Genomic DNA, 16,564 nt, shown 5'->3' on the forward strand with positions numbered 1-16,564 from the left:
CCATGACGCGTCTCTTCAACGAGCCGAGCGACTTCGCCGACGAGATGATCGACGGCTTCGTGGCCGCGAACCAGCGCTGGGTGCGCCGCGTCCACGGGGGTGTGGTCCGTGCCACCCGGTCGGCGCCCGGCTCCGTGGCCCTCGTGGTCGGCGGCGGCTCGGGCCACTACCCGGCCTTCGGCGGCCTCGTCGGCCAGGGACTCGCCCACGGTGCCGCGCTCGGCAACCTGTTCGCGTCGCCCTCCTGGCAGCAGGTGCGGTCGGTGGCCAAGTCGGCGCAGAACGGCGGGGGCGTGCTGCTGAGCTACGGCAACTACGCCGGCGACGTCCTGAACTTCGACAAGGCCCAACAGAAGCTGCGTGACGAGGGGATCGAGACGCGGACCGTCGTCGTCACCGACGACATCTCCAGCGCCTCCGTCGCCGAGAAGCACAAGCGCCGCGGCATCGCCGGCGACCTCACCGTCTTCAAGTCCGCGGCCGCCGCCGCCGAGGAGGGGGCGTCCCTCGACGAGGTCGTCCGCGTCGCCGCCAAGGCGAACGAGCGGACCCGCAGCTTCGGCGTCGCCTTCTCGGGCTGCTCGCTCCCCGGTGCCGACCAGCCGCTCTTCACCGTCCCGGACGGCCGAATGGCCGTCGGCATGGGCATCCACGGCGAGCCGGGCATCGGCGAGGCGGACGTCCCCACCGCGAACGGCCTCGCCGAGCTGCTGGTCGGGTCGCTGCTCACCGACGCCGAGCTGCCCGACGGTGTCGAGCAGGCGCGCGGAGGCCGGGTCGCCGTGCTGCTCAACGGCCTCGGCTCGGTCAAGTACGAAGAGCTCTTCGTCGTCTACGCCAAGGTCGACGCTCTGTTGCGCGACGCCGGGATCGAGGTCGTCGAGCCCGAGGTCGGCGAGCTCGTCACGAGCTTCGACATGGCCGGGGTCTCGCTGACGCTCTTCTGGCTCGACGACGAGCTCGAGCGCCTCTGGGCCGCACCGGTGGACGCTCCCGCCTACAAGAAGGGCTCGGTCGTCACGGCCGACCGTGCGGACGACGGCGAGCAGGAGGCGCTGGTCGCCGCGGCCGTCCCGCCGGCCAGCCCCGAGTCGCAGCACGCCGCGCAGCTCGTGCTGGCCGCCCTGGTCGCCGCGCAGGAGACCGTCGAGGAGCACGCCGACGAGCTCGGGCGCATCGACGCCGTCGCGGGCGACGGCGACCACGGCATCGGCATGCAGCGCGGCGTCCACGCGGCCGTCGCGGCGGCGCGCGACGCCGTCCTCGCCGGGGCAGGCGCCGGCACCGTGCTCGACATCGCCGGCGACGCGTGGTCGGACCGGGCCGGCGGGACGTCCGGCGCCCTCTGGGGCGCCGCCCTCGCCGCCCTCGGCGCGGCAGTCGGCGACGACGACGCCCCGCACCGGGCGAGCGTCACACGCGGCGTCGAGGACGCCACGGAGGCGATCCTCGAGTTCGGTGCCGTCGTGGGCGACAAGACGATGGTCGATGCGCTCGTCCCCTTCCGGGACGCGCTCGCCCGGTCCGTCGACGGCGGAGCCGACCTCGCCACGGCGTGGGCCGAGGCGGCGGAGACCGCCGTCGTCCAGGCGGCCGCCACCGCGGACCTCCTGCCGAAGATGGGCCGCGCCCGCCCCCATGCCGAGAAGAGCCTCGGCACGCCCGACGCGGGCGCCACCTCCCTCGGCCTCATCGCTCGAGCCGTCGGACGCGTCCTCGCCCCGGCACCCGCGGCCTGACCGGCCGCCGCTCCCGCCACTCCACGAAAGGCACCACCATGACTGACCAGCTGCGCATCGTCGTCGGATCGGACGACGCCGGGTTCGACTACAAGGAGATCCTCAAGGCGGACCTCGCCGCGAACGACGGGGTGGCGTCCGTCGTCGACGTCGGCGTCGGGGCCGACGGGCACACGGCCTACCCCCACGTCGCCGTGGACGCCGCCCGGATGGTCGCCGAGGGGAAGGCCGACCGGGCCATCCTGCTCTGCGGCACCGGCCTCGGCGTGGCCATCGCCGCCAACAAGGTCCCCGGCGTCCGTGCCGTCACGGCCCACGACACCTTCTCGGTCGAGCGCTCCGTGCTCTCGAACGACGCGCAGGTGCTCTGCATGGGCCAGCGCGTCATCGGCGTCGAGCTGATGCGGCGCCTGGCGAAGGAGTTCCTGACCTACCGCTTCGACACCTCCAGCGCGTCGGCCGAGAAGGTCGCCGCCATCTGCGGCTACGACGGCTCCGGCGAGCCCGTCGGCATCGACGCGCGGGCGTGAGCGACGTCGTGGACTCCCCCTCGACGGCCCCCTTCACGATCGGGGTGAGCCTGAAGATGTACTTCTCGCACGCTCGGTCGGTCGCGTGGGCCACCGAGGTCGCGCACGTCGCCCGTCGCCACCCGGCCGTCCGTGACGGCGTGGTCGACCTCTTCGTCGTCCCGTCGTTCCCGGCCCTCGTCCCCGTCCGGGAGGCGCTGGTCGGGACGGGCGTGCGCCTCGGCGCCCAGGACCTCGCGACCCACGACTCCGGCCCCTTCACCGGGGAGGTCAGCGGCGCCGAGCTGGCCGAGGTCGGCTGCACCCTCGCCGAGATCGGGCACGCCGAGCGGCGCACGCTGTTCCACGAGGACGACGCGGCCGTCGCCGCCAAGACGGCGGCCGCGCTGCGGAACGGCATCACCCCGCTGCTGTGCGTGGGCGAGGAGGCCGAGGCGTCGCCCGCCGTCGCCGCGCTCGAGGTGGCTGCGCAGATCGACGCCGCCCTGGCCGCGGCGGACGTCGCAGGACTCGACGGGCCCCTCCTGGTCGCCTACGAGCCGGTCTGGGCCATCGGGGCGCCAGTGCCGGCGTCGCCCGGCCACATCGCGGCCGTGGTCGCCGCCGTCGAGGAGCGTCTCGCCGAGCTCCCCGGGCGCTCTGGCAGCCGCGTCATCTACGGCGGCAGCGCCGGCCCCGGCCTGCTCACGGATCTCGGCGGAGACGTGCGGGGGCTGTTCCTCGGGCGCTTCGCCCACGACCCGGCCGCGGTCGAGCGCATCCTGGACGAGGCGCTCGCCCTCGACGCGGCCGCGACGTCGCCGACCTCGACGGCGGCGTCGAGGACTCAGGTGACGTCGTGATCGGCCTCAGCACCTACGCCTACTTCTGGCGCGGCAGCGACCTCGTTCCTGATCCCTCGACGCTCGACGACATGCTGCGCGACACCGCCGCCCAGGGCGTCCGGCTGTTCCAGATCTGCGACCACGCCCCGCTCGCCGGGTACGACGACGACCAGCTCGCGGCCCTCAGGTCCCTCGCCGACGAGCTCGGGCTGACGCTCGAGCTCGGCACCCGCGGCACGCAGCCGGCCGTGCTGCGGACGTGGCTGCGCCTCGCCGTCGCGCTCCGCGCCCCCCTGGTGCGCAGCATGTGGACCGCCGGCGACGACCGGCCCGACGCGGTCGAGACCGAGCGCCGCCTGCGCGAGGTCCTGCCCGAGTACGAGGAGGCGGGGGTCACCCTCGCCCTGGAGACCTACGAGCAGGTCGGCTCGGCCGAGCTCGTCGACGTGGTGAGCCGCGTCGGCAGCCCCCGGCTCGGCATCGTGCTCGACCCGGCGAACACCGTGGCGAACCTGGAGCACCCGGCCGACGTGACTGCGCGCTGCCTGCCCTACGTCGCCAACTGGCACGTCAAGGACTTCGCCTTCTCGCGGAAGGACGGCTGGGTGGGCTTCGCCCTCACCAGCACCCCGCTCGGCGAGGGCCGCCTCGACTACGACGGGATCCGCGCGGCGCTCGACGAGCGCGACGGAGGCGCCACCCGCGTCAACCAGGTCGTCGAGCACTGGCTGCCCTGGCAGGGCGACCCCGAGACCACCACCCGGCTCGAAGCCGAGTGGACGACACGATCCATCTCTCAGCTAAGGAGCAAGAACAATGACTGACACCCTCGACACCACCAGCCCGAGCGTCACGTACGCCGACGGCCAGGGCTCGCCCGACGTGACGGTCGCCGTCATCGGCGCCGGCGGCAAGATGGGCCAGCGCGTCTCGAACAACCTCGCCAAGAGCGCCTACACGACGCTCTACAGCGAGGCCTCCCCCGCCGGCGTCGAGCTGATCGAGTCTCTCGGCCGCACGGTCACGCCGACGGACGCCGCCGTCGCCGACGCCGACGTCGTCATCCTCGCCGTGCCCGACGTGGTGCTCGGCAAGGTCTCCGAGCAGGTCGTGCCCGCCATGAAGAGCGGCGCGGTCATCCTCACCCTCGACCCGGCCGCCGCCTACGCCGGCCTGCTCGCCGTGCGCGAGGACATCCACTACGCGGTCGCGCACCCGTGCCACCCCTCGGTGTTCCTCGAGCGCACCACGAAGGAGGAGTGGGCCGACACGTTCGGCGGCGTCGCCGCCCCGCAGGAGGTCGTCGCGGCCCTCGAGGGCGTGCCTGCGGACTCGCCGGTCCGCGAGCTCGCGACCCAGGTCATCTCGACGATCTACGCCCCCGTCATCGCGGTGCACTACGTCACGGTCAAGCAGCTCGCCGTCCTCGAGCCGACCCTCGTCGAGACGATGGCCTGCATGATCGGCGCGTTCCTCAAGGAGGCGCTCGAGGAGACCGTCGACGGCGTCGGCGTCCCCTACGAGGCGGCTCGCGCGATGCTCTACGGCCACACCTGGATCGCGCTGACCAACGGCCTCCGCGGCTCGAACCCCTTCAGCGACGCCTGCCACATCGCGATGGACTACGGCCGCGAGTCGATCATCAAGGAGGACTGGAAGAAGATCTTCGACGACAGCCAGCTCGACAGCGTCATCGCGCGCATGCTGAAGATCGACGCCGTCCGCCGCTAGGCCGTCGTGCGCGGGCCGGTCACGCCTCGGCGGCGGCTCGCCCGCGCACCGCGTCGACGTGGGCCTGCATGGCCGTCCCTGCTGCGTCCGGGTCGCCCGAGTCGAGCGCATCGCGCACTGCCCGGTGCTCGCGGATCGCGTGGTCGGCGTCGCTGACGCCCAGCCCGCCGAACATCCGGAACCGCTGCGCCTGCCCGCCGAGCGACTCGAACGCGCGGTGCAGGAACGGGTTCGCGGCCTGCTGCGCGATCAGCTCGTGGAAGGTCTCGTCGGCCTCCCAGTAGGCGTGGTACTCGGCGAAGGTCGGCCCCTTCGGCGCCTCGGCGAGACGGGTCACGGTCTCGTCGAGGGCCGAGATGAAGGCGTCCGTGCGCCGAGGAGCGGCGAGCCGTGCGACCGCGGGCTCGATGACGCCGCGCGCGTGCATGAGGTCGTCGAGCTCGGCGCCGGTCAGCAGCGGAGCCGCCCGGTAGCCCCGCAGGGCAGCTCGGGTGACGAGACCGGTCGACTCGAGTCGCGCCAGCGCCTCCCGGATCGGCGTCTGCGACACGTCGAGGTCGCGAGCCAGGGCGTCGATGTTGAGCGGCGTCCCCGGGGGCAGCGTGTCGTCGAAGAGCCTGCGGAGCAGCTCGTCGTAGACACCGTCCGACAAGGACACCCGCTTCGGTCGGCGCTGTCCGTCGGTGGCTGGCATCCGCCCAGTGTTCCACACGCCGGGAACGGTCGTCTTTCCTATAGGCAGGCTCATCGAGCCCGCTGTCCCGAGATGCGTGGGGAACGACGGGAGGCGGCGAGCGCCTCGTCGAGGACGCTCGCCACCCCGGCGACGTCGTGGGCACGCCTCCCGAGGAAGAGCCCGTCGACAGCCGGTGCCGTCGCCGCCAGCAGTCCCGGCCCGGCGCTGCCCCCGTAGACGAGCCGGGCACCGGCGACTCCCTCGGGCAGTCCCGCCCTGAGCGCCTCCGCGACTCCCACGACGTGGCCGGCGGGTGCCGGCTCCGCCGCCCCGATGGCCCAGACGGGCTCGTGGGCCACGACGAGCGGCCCGTCGCCCGCGGCGGCGGCGACCTGGGCCAGGCACGACGCCGCGGCCTCCACGGGGCCGACCCGCGTCTCCTCCCCCACGCAGAGCCACGGCACGAGCCCCGCCTCCCGGCTGCGCAGGACCTTCTCCGCGACCACCGCGTCCGTCTCGCCGAGCAGCCTGCGACGCTCGGCGTGGCCGACCTCGACGTACGCGACGCCCAGGTCCGCGAGGAGCGACGCGACGTCCTCGCCGGTCACCGCGCCTCCGGCGAAGCGGCTGACGTCCTGCGCCATGACCTCGACGCCCGTCCCGTCCAGCAGCCGGACCGCCGCCTCGAGCAGCGGCGTCGAGGGGGCCACGACGAGCTCGACCGCACCGCTGCGCACCGCGACGTGGTCCCTGGCCAGGTCGGCCAGCTCCGCCAGCCACCCGAGGGTGCGCGCCCTCGAGAGGTACGCCTTGGTGCTGATCCCGACGAGCACGGTCAGGGCTGGCGGACGGCGCGACGGCCGGCCACCGCGATGGCGACGTCGAGCGCACGCTGGCTCGACGTGACGCTGGCGACTCCTGTCCCGGCGATGTCGAACGCCGTGCCGTGCGCGGGCGTCGCGATGACGACGGGCAGGCCGCCCTGCACGGTGACCCCGCCGTCGAAGCCGAGCAGCTTGATGGCGATCTGGCCCTGGTCGTGGTACATCGTGACGATGCCGTCGTAGCGCTCGCGGGCACCGACGAAGATCGTGTCCGAGGGGAACGGGCCGACCACGTCGATCCCGTCTGCGGCAGCCTCGGCCACGCCGGGGGCGATCACGTCGATCTCCTCCCGGCCGAAGATGCCGTTCTCGCCGTTGTGCGGGTTGAGGCCGCAGACGCCGAGCCGGGGGCGCTCGACGCCCGAGTCGCGCAGCAGCTCGTCGAGCAGCCGCACCGCGTCGACGACGCCCTGGGTCGTGATGCGGTCGGCCACGTCGCGGATCCCGATGTGCGAGGTGACCCGCGCCGTCCAGAGGCCGGGGATGATGTTGATCTCGCTCGTGACGCCCTCGCTGCGCAGCTCCTTCGCGAACCAGCGCAGCTCGTCCTCCTCGGTCATGCCGCCGAGGTGGAGGCTCGTCTTGTTCAGGGGCGTGAAGACGATGGCGCCGACCTCGCCCGCGTTGGCCAGGTCGATGGCCCGCCGCAGCTGGTGCAGGGCGCGCTCCCCCGCCTCCTTGCTGACCTGGCGCGGGGGGATGGGATCCGCCGGCGCCGACCCGTCGTCGAGCAGCGTGGCGAAGCCGGGCCGGGGCTCGTCGCTGAGCGGGATCGTCACGCCGATCACGGCGGCCGCGGCGTCGAGCTCGGCGCGGTCGGCGAGCACCAGGATGTCGGCGGCCTCGAGGTTGGCAGGATCGGCGAGGAGGCGGGCGGCGAGCTCGGGCCCGACGCCGGCGGGGTCCCCGAGGGTCAGGGCGATGCGGGGACGTGGCGCGACGCCGTCGGCGGCCTCGTCGCGGTGGTGGCTGGCGGAGGCAGGTGTGCTGACGGTCATGCTGCGGATCCTTCCGGGGATTCCTCGTACGAGCTGATGGCGTCGACCTTGGCGGCCGACGCGCCGGTGGGGTCGAAGCGGTGGTCGAGCCACTCCGAGGCGAGACGACGCGCGAGCTCGATGCCGACGACGCGCTGCCCGAAGCAGAGCACCTGGGCGTCGTTCGAGAGCACGGCTCGTTCTACCGAGAAGCCGTCGTGCGCGGTGACCGCACGGACTCCTGGCACCTTGTTCGCGGCGATCGCCACCCCGAGCCCGGTGCCGCAGACCAGCAGGGCGCGGTCGGCACGGCCGTCGGCGACCATCCGGGCGGCCTCGACCGCGACGTGCGGGTAGGCGGTGTGCCCGTCGGGGCCGACGCCGACGTCGACCACGCTCGCGACGCGGTCGTCACCCTCGAGGTCGGCGCGAAGCCTCTCCTTGTACTCGAAGCCGGCGTCGTCGCAGCCGACGACGATGCGCAGTGGTTCTCTCACGGGTCAGGCCTCCTGGCTGGTCGGGATCGGGGTCGGGATCGGGGTCGGGGTCGGGGTCGGTACCGGGGCGTCGGGCGCCGCGGTCGGGATCACCGTCTCGCGAGCGACGACGCCGGCGATGCGCGAGAACGAGACGGCGCCCGCGTCCGGGTGGCCGACGCTCTTCTCGGCGAGGGGCCGGGCACGGCCGAGGCGGGGGCGGAGGTGCGCGGTCGCGTCGGCCGCCTCGTCGGCTGCCTCTGCGGCACGCGCCCACGCGTCCGGCAGGTCGAGGCCGTCCGCCGCCGCCCGGTGCAGGGCATCGACCAGGGGGACGAACGCGTCGACCAGGGTCTTGTCGCCGACCTCGGCGCCGCCGAGGCGCTGGATCGCCGCGAGTCCCGCCGCGGCGGCCCGTGCCGAGGCCCGCGGATCACGGAGATCGGGCTCGGCGGCCAGGGCGGCCCCGGCGCTGGTGAGGCAGACGCCCCAGAGCGCGCCCGAAGTGCCTCCGGCGTGTTCCGCCCAGCCCTCGCCGGCCTCGGCCAGCACCGTGGAGACACCGGCCCCGCGCTCGACGGCCGCACGAGCCGAGGCCAGAGCCGCGGTGATGCCGCGCGCCATGCCGATCCCGTGGTCTCCGTCGCCGGCCACCGCGTCGAGGCGCCCGAACTCGTCCTCGGACGCCACCACCATCTCCGCGACGCGTTCGAGCCCCGCCAGCAGGGGGCCGCCGACGCGGGCGTGACGCAGGTCGTCGACCGGGAGCACGGCAGGCACCTCGTCGGGCTCGCGGTCGTCCCCGGTGCGGTCGTCGTGCGTCTCGACGGCGCCCTTGCGGAAGGCGGGGCTCGAGGCGGGGCTCCCCCAGAGCTGCTCGAGCTCGGCGTCGACCCAGAAGAAGGTGGCTGACACGCCGGACATGTCGAGGCTCGTGACGAGCTCGCCGACCTCGGGCTGCACGATGGTCACGCCCGCCTCGTCGAGCAGGCGCGCGACGTGGCCGTAGAGCACGAAGAGCTCCTCGTACTTGTAGGTGCCGAGGCCGTTCAGCAGGACGACGACCCGGTCTCCAGCGTCCTCGGGCGCCTCCGCGAGCAACGAGCCCACCAGCAGCTCGGCCAGCTCGCGAGCCGACGGCAGGTCGGCCTCGCCGACGCCGGGCTCGCCGTGGATGCCGAGGCCGATGGACATGCGCCCCTCCGGCACGGTGAAGAGCGGCTCTCTCGCACCCGGCAGGGTGCAGCCGGAGAACGCGACGCCGAAGGAGCGGGTGCGGTCGTTCGCGCGACGCCCGAGCTGCTCGACGCGGTCGAGGTCGTGGCCTGCCTCGGCCGCGGCGCCGAGCACCTTGAACACCGTCAGGTCTCCGGCGATGCCCCGGCGCTTCGCGATCTCGTCCCGGCCGCCGCTGGCGATGTCGTCGGTCACGGCGACGACGCGCACGTCGACGCCCTCGGCCCGGAGGCGCTCGGCGGCCTGGCCGAAGTTCAGCACGTCCCCGGCGTAGTTCCCGAACGACAGCACCACGCCGCCGCCGCGCTGGACGGCCCGCGAGACGCGGCAGACCTGGCCAGCCGACGGCGAGGCGAAGATGTTGCCGTAGGCGACTCCGGCGGCCAGGCCGGGGCCGACGAGTCCGGCGAACGCCGGGTAGTGGCCGGAGCCGCCGCCGACGACGACCGCGACCTGGCCGTCGGCCAGGCGGTCGCGCCTCACGACTCCGCCGTCGACGCGGCGCAGCGACCCGTGTGCGGCCGTGAAGCCGTCGAGGGCCTCGTCGGCGAAGGTGGTCGCGTCGTACTCGAGGATGGTCATGACACCATCTCCTCTCTCGGGTCGGTGACGACGGAGGCGACCAGCGCCTCCTGCTCGTCGAGGACGGCCATCCGCTCGGCGCTGGGCAGCACCCGGCGGAGGTAGTCCCTGTTCAGGGCGGCGACGGAGAGCCCGTCCCCGCCGTAGTGCTCACAGACGAAGGTGCCGCGGAAGCCCGCCTCGACGGCGTCGCGCACGGCGTGCCGGTAGTTGATGAGGCCGAGCTCGAGCGGGGCCGGCAGGGCCGTGTACGTGCCGGTGGCCGGGTCCTCGTCGCGGTGGTAGTTCTTCACGTGCCAGTAGTTGGCATGGGGCAGGGTCGCGGCCAGCGTCTCGCGCCAGTCGTCGATCGGGCGGTGCAGCCGCACCAGGTTGCCGACGTCGGGGTTGAGGCCGACGTTGTCGAGACCCACCTCGGTCACGAGGCGCACGGAGCTCTCGGCGGTCCCGAGGTAGGTGTCCTCGTACATCTCGAGGGTCAGGTCGAGTCCGAGCTGGGCGGCGTGCCGGCCGAGCTCCGAGACGCGCTCGACGGCGAGCCGCCAGTTCTCGGGGTCGTCGGGCGCGTCGACCTCGCCCTGGGCCGTCCAGAACCAGAGGCGTTCGCGCTGCTCCGGCGTGAGCGGTCGGTGGAAGCCGACCGACACGACGCCTGCTCCCAGCCGGGCCGCGGCCTCGAGGGTGCGGTGGCTGTACGCGAGGTTCTCGGAGCCGGTCGCCGGGTCGATGACGCTCGACCGGACGACGCACACGCTGGTGAGGTCGACCCCCGCGGCCCGGCCGGCGGCGGCGAGCTCGTCGAGCCGACGGCCCGGGAGGTCGCCGACTCGCAGCCAGTTGTCGTTGATCTCGACGAGGTCGAACCCGGCCTCCGCGATCTCCTCGAACGAGGCCTGCCACACCTCTGGCTCGGCGTCGAGGGTGCTCGTGCCGTCGCGGCCGACGGCGGGGAACTGGAGCATCGCGGCGGCGATGGGCCAGTCCGCACGGGAGGGGCTCATCGTCCCGCCTCGTCCCGCGCGTGCTCGCGAGCCTCGGCCGCGTCGGGGTCGACCGCGGCAGCTCCGCGGGGGCCTCGACGCACCGCGAACCGGGCGGCCAGCTTCGGGCCGACCATGAGCAGCACGGCGAAGAGCAGGATGCCGACGCTGATGGGGCTCTGCAGCAGCACCAGGAAGCTTCCCTGGCCGATCGCCGACGTCTGCACGAGGGCCTTCTCGAACAGCGGGCCGAGCACGAGGCCCAGCACGAGCGGCGCCATCGGCAGGTCCAGCTCCTTCATGACCCATCCGACGACTCCGAAGATCAGCACGAGCACGACGCTGAACATGTTGTTGCTGACGGAGTACGCGCCGACGAAGCTCGTCAGCAGGATGATCGGGTAGAGGTAGCCGTAGGGGATGCGGAGCATCTGCGCGAAGACCGGCGCGAGCGGCAGGTTCAGCACGAGCAGCATGACGTTGCCGATGAAGAACGAGACGAGCAGGCCCCAGATGAGAGTGGGCTGCGTCTCGAACAGGCGCGGGCCGGGCTGCAGGCCGTAGACCGTGAACGCACCGAGCAGGACCGCGGTCGTGCCGCCGCCCGGGATGCCCAGGGCGAGCGTCGGCACGAAGTTGGCGTTCGCGGCGGCGTTGTTCGCGCTCTCGGGCGCCGCGACGCCTTCGATGGCGCCCTTGCCGAACATGGCCTTGCGGGGCGAGACGCGCTTCTCGATGCCGTAGGCCATGAAGGAGGCCAGGGTCGAGCCCGCACCGGGCAGGATGCCGAGCACGAAGCCGATGCCGCTGCCGCGGAGGATCGGACCGGCGCTGCGCTTCAGCTCGCCCCGGCTGATGACCATGTCGCGGAAGCGGGTGCGGATGGGGGCGTCGGCCCCACGACGGATCTGGTGCAGCACCTCGCCGACGGCGAAGAGGCCGATCATCACCTCGATGAAGGGGATGCCGCTCAGCAGGTTGATGCTGCCGAAGGTGAAGCGGGCGTCGCTGAACCCGGTCGCGACGCCGACCGTCGAGATGAGCAGGCCGGCGGCCGCCATCATGAGGCCGCGGGACAGCGAGCCGCCCGCGAAGCTCACGACGATGACGAGGCCCAGGATCATGATCGCCAGGTTCTGGACCGGGCCGAAGTTCAGGGCCAGGTCCGCGAGCGGCGGCGCGAGCCACATCAGCAGGGCCAGCGAGATGATGGCGGCGACGAACGAGCCGATGGCGCTGATGGCGAGGGCCGAGCCGGCCTTGCCGTTCTTGGCCATCTGGTAGCCGTCGAGCGTGGTGACCACGCTGGCGGCTTCTCCCGGCGTCGAGATGAGGACGCTGGTGATCGTGCCGCCGTACTGCGCGCCGTAGTAGATCCCGGCGAGCATGATCAGCGCGGTGACCGGCTCGAGGGTGAGGGTCAGGGGGATGAGGATGGCGACGCCGGTGGTCGAGCCGAGGCCGGGCATGAGCCCGATCACGGTGCCGAGCAGGACGCCGATGAAGCACCACAGCAGGTTCTCGGGCGTGAACGCCGTCGAGAAGCCGAGGACGAGGTTGTCGATCATGAGGGCCAGTCCCTAGATGAGGCCCAGCAGGCCCTGGGGCAGGGGCACGCTGAGGAGGGCGACGAAGACGGCGTAGGTGACCGCGCCGGCGGCGAGCGCCACGAGGGCGGAGGGGAGCACGCGGCGGCGCTCCACGAAGACGGCGACCACGAAGAGCAGCAGCACGAAGGCGAGCAGGAACCCGACGACCTGCACCATGACGAGCGTCACGACCACGAGCCCGAGCACGACGGCGAGCATCCGGTTCCGCTGACGTTGCGTGCGGCCGAGGATGTCGACGCCGTCGGCGTCGTCGTCGGCCACGAGCGGGGAGTGGATCGACTGGGTGCTCGTCGAGGGGGCGCCCGGGTCGCGCGGGTCCCCGAGGACGACCCCGTCCTCAGGACGGGACGCCGTGTCGAGGATGAGCTCGGCCTGCGTCGGCCGGTCGGACCGGCGACGGAGGCGCCCCACCAGGTCGAGGACCGCGAAGACCGCGACCAGGCCGCCCGCCATCGCGGGCAGGAACCCCGGGCCGATCTCGCCGCCCTCGACGGTCACGCCGTAGCCGAGGCCCCCGAGGAGGGCCGCGACGCCCACGGCCGCGAGGACGGCGCTGGCGGCGATCCCGCCGCGCTGCGCCGCGGTCACTCGCCGAACACCTTCTCGAGGTCGGCGGTGTTCTCGCCGAGGTACGTGGTGAACTCGTCGCCGTACTGGGCGTTGGGCTGGAGGTAGTTGCTCTCGACGTACTCCGTGTAGGCGTCGCTGTCGGCGTAGGCCTGGCCGGCGTCGATCCAGAACTGCTCGGCCTCCTCGCTGATCCCGCCCGGGGCGATGAAGCCGCGGAACTGCGCGAACGAGACGTCGATGCCCTGCTCGCCGGCCGTGGGGATGTCGGCCAGCTCGTCGTACTCGTAGCGCTCTTCCGCGACGGCGCAGAGCGCCTTGAGGTCGCCGGCCTCGAGCTGGGCGATGACCTCGGCCGGGTTGAGCGACGCGACGTCGACCTGGCCGCCGAGGAGGCCCGTGAGCACCTCGCTGCCCGACTCGAACGGGACGCGGTCGAACTCGACGCCCTCCTCCTGCTCGATGAGCGTGAAGACGATCTCGTCGAGCGAGGTCGAGCCGGAGACGGCGGCGACGACGCGCTCGTCGCCGGCGGCGTCGACGACGTCGGTGCAGGTGTCGTAGTCGCTGTCGGCAGGCACGACGATGAGCGTGAAGTCGTCGCCGACCTTCATGATCGGCGTGAAGTCCTCGTACGTGAACTGCACGTCCTGGGTGACCGGCAAGGCGAGCATCGCGGTCTCCGCGGCGAGGAGCAGGTCGTTCCTGCCCTCCTGGCCGAGGAAGTACGAGTAGCCGATGGCGCCGGAGCCGCCCTCGCGGTTCTCGACGCTCACGTTCAGGCCGGTGCCGCCCTCGAGGCCGGAGGCGATGGCCCGCCCGGACAGGTCGCTGCCGCCGCCGGCGCCCATCGGCACGAGCATGGTGACGTTGCCCGTGGGGGCGCCGTCGGAGGATCCTGCGCCGGCGGCGGAGCCGCAGGCAGTCAGGCAGAGCAGGGACGCCGCGGCCAGGCCGGCGACGAGGGGGGTACGTGACTTCATCGTCTTGATCTCCAGTGATCGGTTCCACCCGGGTGCAGACCACCCGCTTCGGCAACTATCGCATATCCTATCGGATCTACGCCAGTCGGATCTCGAGATGCAGGCCCCGACTGCGCCCCGGGAGCATCGCCACGGGCATCTGACGATCGCGCGCCTCGAGGGGTTCCCGGACGCGGCGACGGCGGCCGGGCTCGGGCTCGCCGACGTCGCCGAGCTGCTCGGCGCGCTCGTCGCTCGGGACACCCCGCGGGCGGGGCGCCGGCGCCACCGCCTCCCGCGAGCCTCAGCCCGAGGAGCGTGCCGGCGTCGCGTCGTCGTAGGCGGCGAGCAGGCCCCGGACGAAGTCCTCGACGACTGCGCGCTGGGACTCCCCCAGGGACTCGATCAGCGCCTCCACGCTGTCGATCAGGGGCGCGACGTGGCCCCAGGCGCGGTCGGACGACTCCTCGGAGGCCGTGACGACCAGCTTGCGCCGGTCGGTCGGGTGCGGGTCGCGCCGCAGGTGCCCGGCGGCCTCGAGCCGGTTGAGCACCAGGGTCGTCGCGGCGGTGGAGATGCCGAGGCGGCGCGCGAGCTCGGTCGGGGTCGTCGGCCCCGTCGTCATCAGGTGGTCCATCGCCTCCAGGCCCGCACGGTCCACGTCGAGCTCGGCGGCGAGGTGCTGCTCGAAGCGCTGCTGCCTGATCGCGATCTGCTGCACCTGCGCGCGGAGGTCGCCGCCTGCGCCGTCGCTCCCGTCACGGCGGGCGGCGGTGCGCTCGGCGCGGTCGGTGCGCTCGTTCCGGCTCGGCGGGGTCGAGGGCAGGTCCGGCTTGACGTCCATGCCCACCATGGTAATACTCTATCTTGCCAATCTTATTGATTACCAATGAGCGGAACGACCATGATCCCTGCCAAGACCGCCCTCGTCTCCGGCGCCAGCATCGCCGGGCCGGCTCTCGCGTACTGGCTCGCCGCCTACGGGTGGCAGGTCACCGTCGTCGAGCGTGCGCCCGAGCTCCGCGACGGAGGGCAGAACATCGACGTCCGCGGCGCAGGCCGCACGGTGGCCCGTCGCATGGGAGTCGAGGACGGCATCCGTGACGCCACGACCGGCGAGCTCGGCACGGAGTTCGTCCGGTCGGACGGCAGCACCGTCGCGCAGTTCCCGGCCAGCACCTCCGACACGGGCGGCGCGACGGCCGAGCTGGAGATCCTGCGAGGCGACCTCGCCCGCCTGCTCGTCGACGCCTCGGTCGGCTCTGGGACTGCGGGTGCGGTCGAGTACGTCTTCGGCGACAGCATCGCCGCGATCGACGACCAGCCCGACCACGTCCGGGTGTCGTTCGAGCACGGAGGCGACCGCGACGTCGACCTCGTCGTGATCGCGGACGGGATGGGCTCGCGCACCCGTCGACTCGTGTTCGGCAGCGCCCCGACCATCCGACCGCTGGGCCTGGACACCTCGTACCTGACGATTCCGCGGACGGAGCGCGACAGCGACTGGGCGCGCTGGCACAACGCGCCCGGCGGGCGCACGATGACCCTGCGACCCGACACCAAGGGCACGATCCGGGCCACGATGTCGTTCCTGTCGACGCCGGGCGCTCACGCTGGCCTCAGCCCGGACGAACAGAAGGACCTGCTCCGCGAGAAGTTCGCCGACGCCGGCTGGGAGGCGCGGCGCATCCTCGACGGGCTCGAGCAGGAGGGCGACCTCTACTTCGAGCACATCGGTCAGGTGCACGCGCCCGCCTGGACCACGGGACGCGTGGCCCTGCTCGGCGACGCGGCCTGGTGTGCGTCACCGATCAGCGGCATGGGCACGAGCCTCGCCCTCGTCGGCGCCTACGTCCTCGCCGGGGAGATCGCCGCCCATGTCGACCACCGCGACGCGTTCCGCGGCTACGAGCGGATCATGCGCCCCTACGTCGCGCAGGCCCAGCAGCTCCCGCCCGGGGCCCCCCGCCTCGCGAACCCGAGGACCCGTGCCGGGATCGCCGTGCTGAACACCGCCGCGAGGATCGGCGCCAGCCGGGCGTTCAGCGCGGTCGGCGGCACGCTCTTCTCTCCCCCGGCCGATGCGATCGACCTGCCCGACTACTCGCACCTCGTTCGCTGAGGCGGCCCGACCAGCCCGGCGCCGATCCGCTCAGGGCGCCTCGGTGGCCCGCTCCCGGAGGGACGACTCGAGCATCGTGTCGACGGCCGCGTCGACGAGACGGTCGGCCTGCGCCCGGGCGATGCGGCCGGACGAGACGAGCGCCGCGATCCCCTGCATGGTCGCCGCGAAGAGCATCTTGAAGACGTCGCGAGCGTCGGCGTCGGAGGACTCGTCCGCGGCGGGCCCCAGCGCACCGTCGAGCACGGAGAAGAGGACGCCCGCCGCCTCGTGCAGCCGACCGGCCCGCTGGGTCACCTTGGCCTGGAACATGAGCTCCATCAGCGCGGCGTCGTCGATGGCGAAGTCCACGTAGGCCCGCGCCACGCGCCGGAACCGGACGGGCAGGTCGCCGCCGGCCTCCAGCACCCGGCGCACCTCGGCCGTCAGCCGCTCGAAGCCGAACTCCGCGAGGGCGTCGAGCAGCGCCTGACGATCGACGAAGTGGCTCCGGGGGGCACCGTGGCTGACGCCGGCCCGGCGCGCCAGGTCACGGAGCGACAGCCCGTCGACGCCCGACTCCCGGAGGACCGTGGTCGCCTCGTCGAGCAGCACGGCCCGCAGGTTCCCGTGGTGGAAGGGCCGCTGCGTCATCGGCCCAGCATAGACCCGCACTAGTCATTGCCTAT

At 73.1% G+C, this 16,564-nt stretch carries 17 protein-coding genes; 6 read left to right on the top strand and 11 right to left on the bottom strand.

What is annotated here, in order from left to right; all coding sequences use genetic code 11:
- Positions 1 to 2 precede the first annotated feature (2 nt).
- From IFT77_RS06200 to IFT77_RS06220, 5 genes are read left to right on the top strand one after another with little or no spacing between them, the layout of a single operon-like run.
- On the top strand, positions 3 to 1,739 hold the full coding sequence (locus IFT77_RS06200) for a dihydroxyacetone kinase family protein (protein ID WP_192042647.1): 1,737 nt from the start codon (positions 3 to 5) through the stop codon (positions 1,737 to 1,739).
- 38 nt (positions 1,740 to 1,777) lie between these two features.
- On the top strand, positions 1,778 to 2,269 hold the full coding sequence (locus tag IFT77_RS06205; RefSeq protein ID WP_192042646.1) for a ribose-5-phosphate isomerase: 492 nt from the start codon (positions 1,778 to 1,780) through the stop codon (positions 2,267 to 2,269).
- Positions 2,266 to 3,111 carry a triose-phosphate isomerase gene (locus IFT77_RS06210; protein WP_371740955.1) on the top strand — a complete coding sequence of 282 codons (846 nt, stop codon included), beginning with the start codon at positions 2,266 to 2,268 and terminating at the stop codon, positions 3,109 to 3,111. Before IFT77_RS06205 ends, IFT77_RS06210 begins: the two co-directional genes overlap by 4 nt.
- Positions 3,108 to 3,917 (top strand): sugar phosphate isomerase/epimerase family protein, encoded by an 810-nt coding sequence (locus IFT77_RS06215; protein ID WP_371740956.1) that lies wholly within the window; start codon positions 3,108 to 3,110, stop codon positions 3,915 to 3,917. The genes IFT77_RS06210 and IFT77_RS06215 overlap by 4 nt, the downstream gene beginning before the upstream one ends.
- On the top strand, positions 3,910 to 4,824 hold the full coding sequence (locus IFT77_RS06220) for a phosphogluconate dehydrogenase C-terminal domain-containing protein (protein WP_192042645.1): 915 nt from the start codon (positions 3,910 to 3,912) through the stop codon (positions 4,822 to 4,824). The genes IFT77_RS06215 and IFT77_RS06220 overlap by 8 nt, the downstream gene beginning before the upstream one ends.
- Positions 4,825 to 4,843: 19 nt before the next feature.
- Here the strand turns inward: IFT77_RS06220 and IFT77_RS06225 are convergent, their stop codons facing one another.
- From IFT77_RS06225 to IFT77_RS06270, 10 genes are all read right to left on the bottom strand, one after another.
- Positions 4,844 to 5,518: a GntR family transcriptional regulator gene (locus IFT77_RS06225; protein WP_192042644.1), complete on the bottom strand. Its 675-nt coding sequence runs from the start codon at positions 5,516 to 5,518 to the stop codon at positions 4,844 to 4,846.
- A 50-nt stretch (positions 5,519 to 5,568) separates the two neighbouring features.
- The gene (locus tag IFT77_RS06230; protein WP_371740957.1) at positions 5,569 to 6,333 is read right to left on the bottom strand and encodes a triose-phosphate isomerase; all 765 of its coding nucleotides are present in this window, start codon (positions 6,331 to 6,333) and stop codon (positions 5,569 to 5,571) included.
- Between the two features lie 2 nt (positions 6,334 to 6,335).
- Positions 6,336 to 7,382, bottom strand: a complete 1,047-nt coding sequence (locus IFT77_RS06235; protein WP_192042643.1) for a 4-hydroxythreonine-4-phosphate dehydrogenase PdxA — start codon at positions 7,380 to 7,382, stop codon at positions 6,336 to 6,338.
- Positions 7,379 to 7,858 carry a ribose-5-phosphate isomerase gene (locus tag IFT77_RS06240; protein ID WP_192042642.1) on the bottom strand — a complete coding sequence of 160 codons (480 nt, stop codon included), beginning with the start codon at positions 7,856 to 7,858 and terminating at the stop codon, positions 7,379 to 7,381. Before IFT77_RS06240 ends, IFT77_RS06235 begins: the two co-directional genes overlap by 4 nt.
- Before the next feature lie 3 nt (positions 7,859 to 7,861).
- Positions 7,862 to 9,655 carry a dihydroxyacetone kinase family protein gene (locus tag IFT77_RS06245; protein ID WP_192042641.1) on the bottom strand — a complete coding sequence of 598 codons (1,794 nt, stop codon included), beginning with the start codon at positions 9,653 to 9,655 and terminating at the stop codon, positions 7,862 to 7,864.
- Positions 9,652 to 10,656 carry a sugar phosphate isomerase/epimerase gene (locus tag IFT77_RS06250; protein ID WP_192042640.1) on the bottom strand — a complete coding sequence of 335 codons (1,005 nt, stop codon included), beginning with the start codon at positions 10,654 to 10,656 and terminating at the stop codon, positions 9,652 to 9,654. The genes IFT77_RS06245 and IFT77_RS06250 overlap by 4 nt, the downstream gene beginning before the upstream one ends.
- Complete coding sequence (locus tag IFT77_RS06255; RefSeq protein WP_192042639.1) at positions 10,653 to 12,203, bottom strand: tripartite tricarboxylate transporter permease; 1,551 nt, start codon at positions 12,201 to 12,203, stop codon at positions 10,653 to 10,655. Before IFT77_RS06255 ends, IFT77_RS06250 begins: the two co-directional genes overlap by 4 nt.
- Positions 12,204 to 12,215: 12 nt before the next feature.
- Entirely contained in the window at positions 12,216 to 12,833 is a 618-nt protein-coding gene (locus tag IFT77_RS06260) for a tripartite tricarboxylate transporter TctB family protein (RefSeq protein WP_192042638.1), read from the bottom strand.
- Entirely contained in the window at positions 12,830 to 13,795 is a 966-nt protein-coding gene (locus IFT77_RS06265) for a tripartite tricarboxylate transporter substrate binding protein (protein ID WP_192169442.1), read from the bottom strand. Before IFT77_RS06265 ends, IFT77_RS06260 begins: the two co-directional genes overlap by 4 nt.
- Before the next feature lie 283 nt (positions 13,796 to 14,078).
- The gene (locus IFT77_RS06270; RefSeq protein WP_192042636.1) at positions 14,079 to 14,618 is read right to left on the bottom strand and encodes a MarR family winged helix-turn-helix transcriptional regulator; all 540 of its coding nucleotides are present in this window, start codon (positions 14,616 to 14,618) and stop codon (positions 14,079 to 14,081) included.
- A 45-nt stretch (positions 14,619 to 14,663) separates the two neighbouring features.
- Here IFT77_RS06270 and IFT77_RS06275 point away from each other — a divergent pair, with 45 nt between their 5' ends.
- Entirely contained in the window at positions 14,664 to 15,896 is a 1,233-nt protein-coding gene (locus IFT77_RS06275; protein ID WP_244638393.1) for an FAD-dependent monooxygenase, read from the top strand.
- A gap of 30 nt (positions 15,897 to 15,926) precedes the next feature.
- On the opposite strand, the gene IFT77_RS06280 is transcribed toward IFT77_RS06275, so the two are convergent.
- Positions 15,927 to 16,529: a TetR/AcrR family transcriptional regulator gene (locus tag IFT77_RS06280; RefSeq protein WP_192042635.1), complete on the bottom strand. Its 603-nt coding sequence runs from the start codon at positions 16,527 to 16,529 to the stop codon at positions 15,927 to 15,929.
- Between the last annotated feature and the right edge of the window lie 35 nt (positions 16,530 to 16,564).

The organism is Frigoribacterium sp. CFBP 13729 (genome assembly GCF_014841875.1).
GTDB lineage: Bacteria > Actinomycetota > Actinomycetes > Actinomycetales > Microbacteriaceae > Frigoribacterium.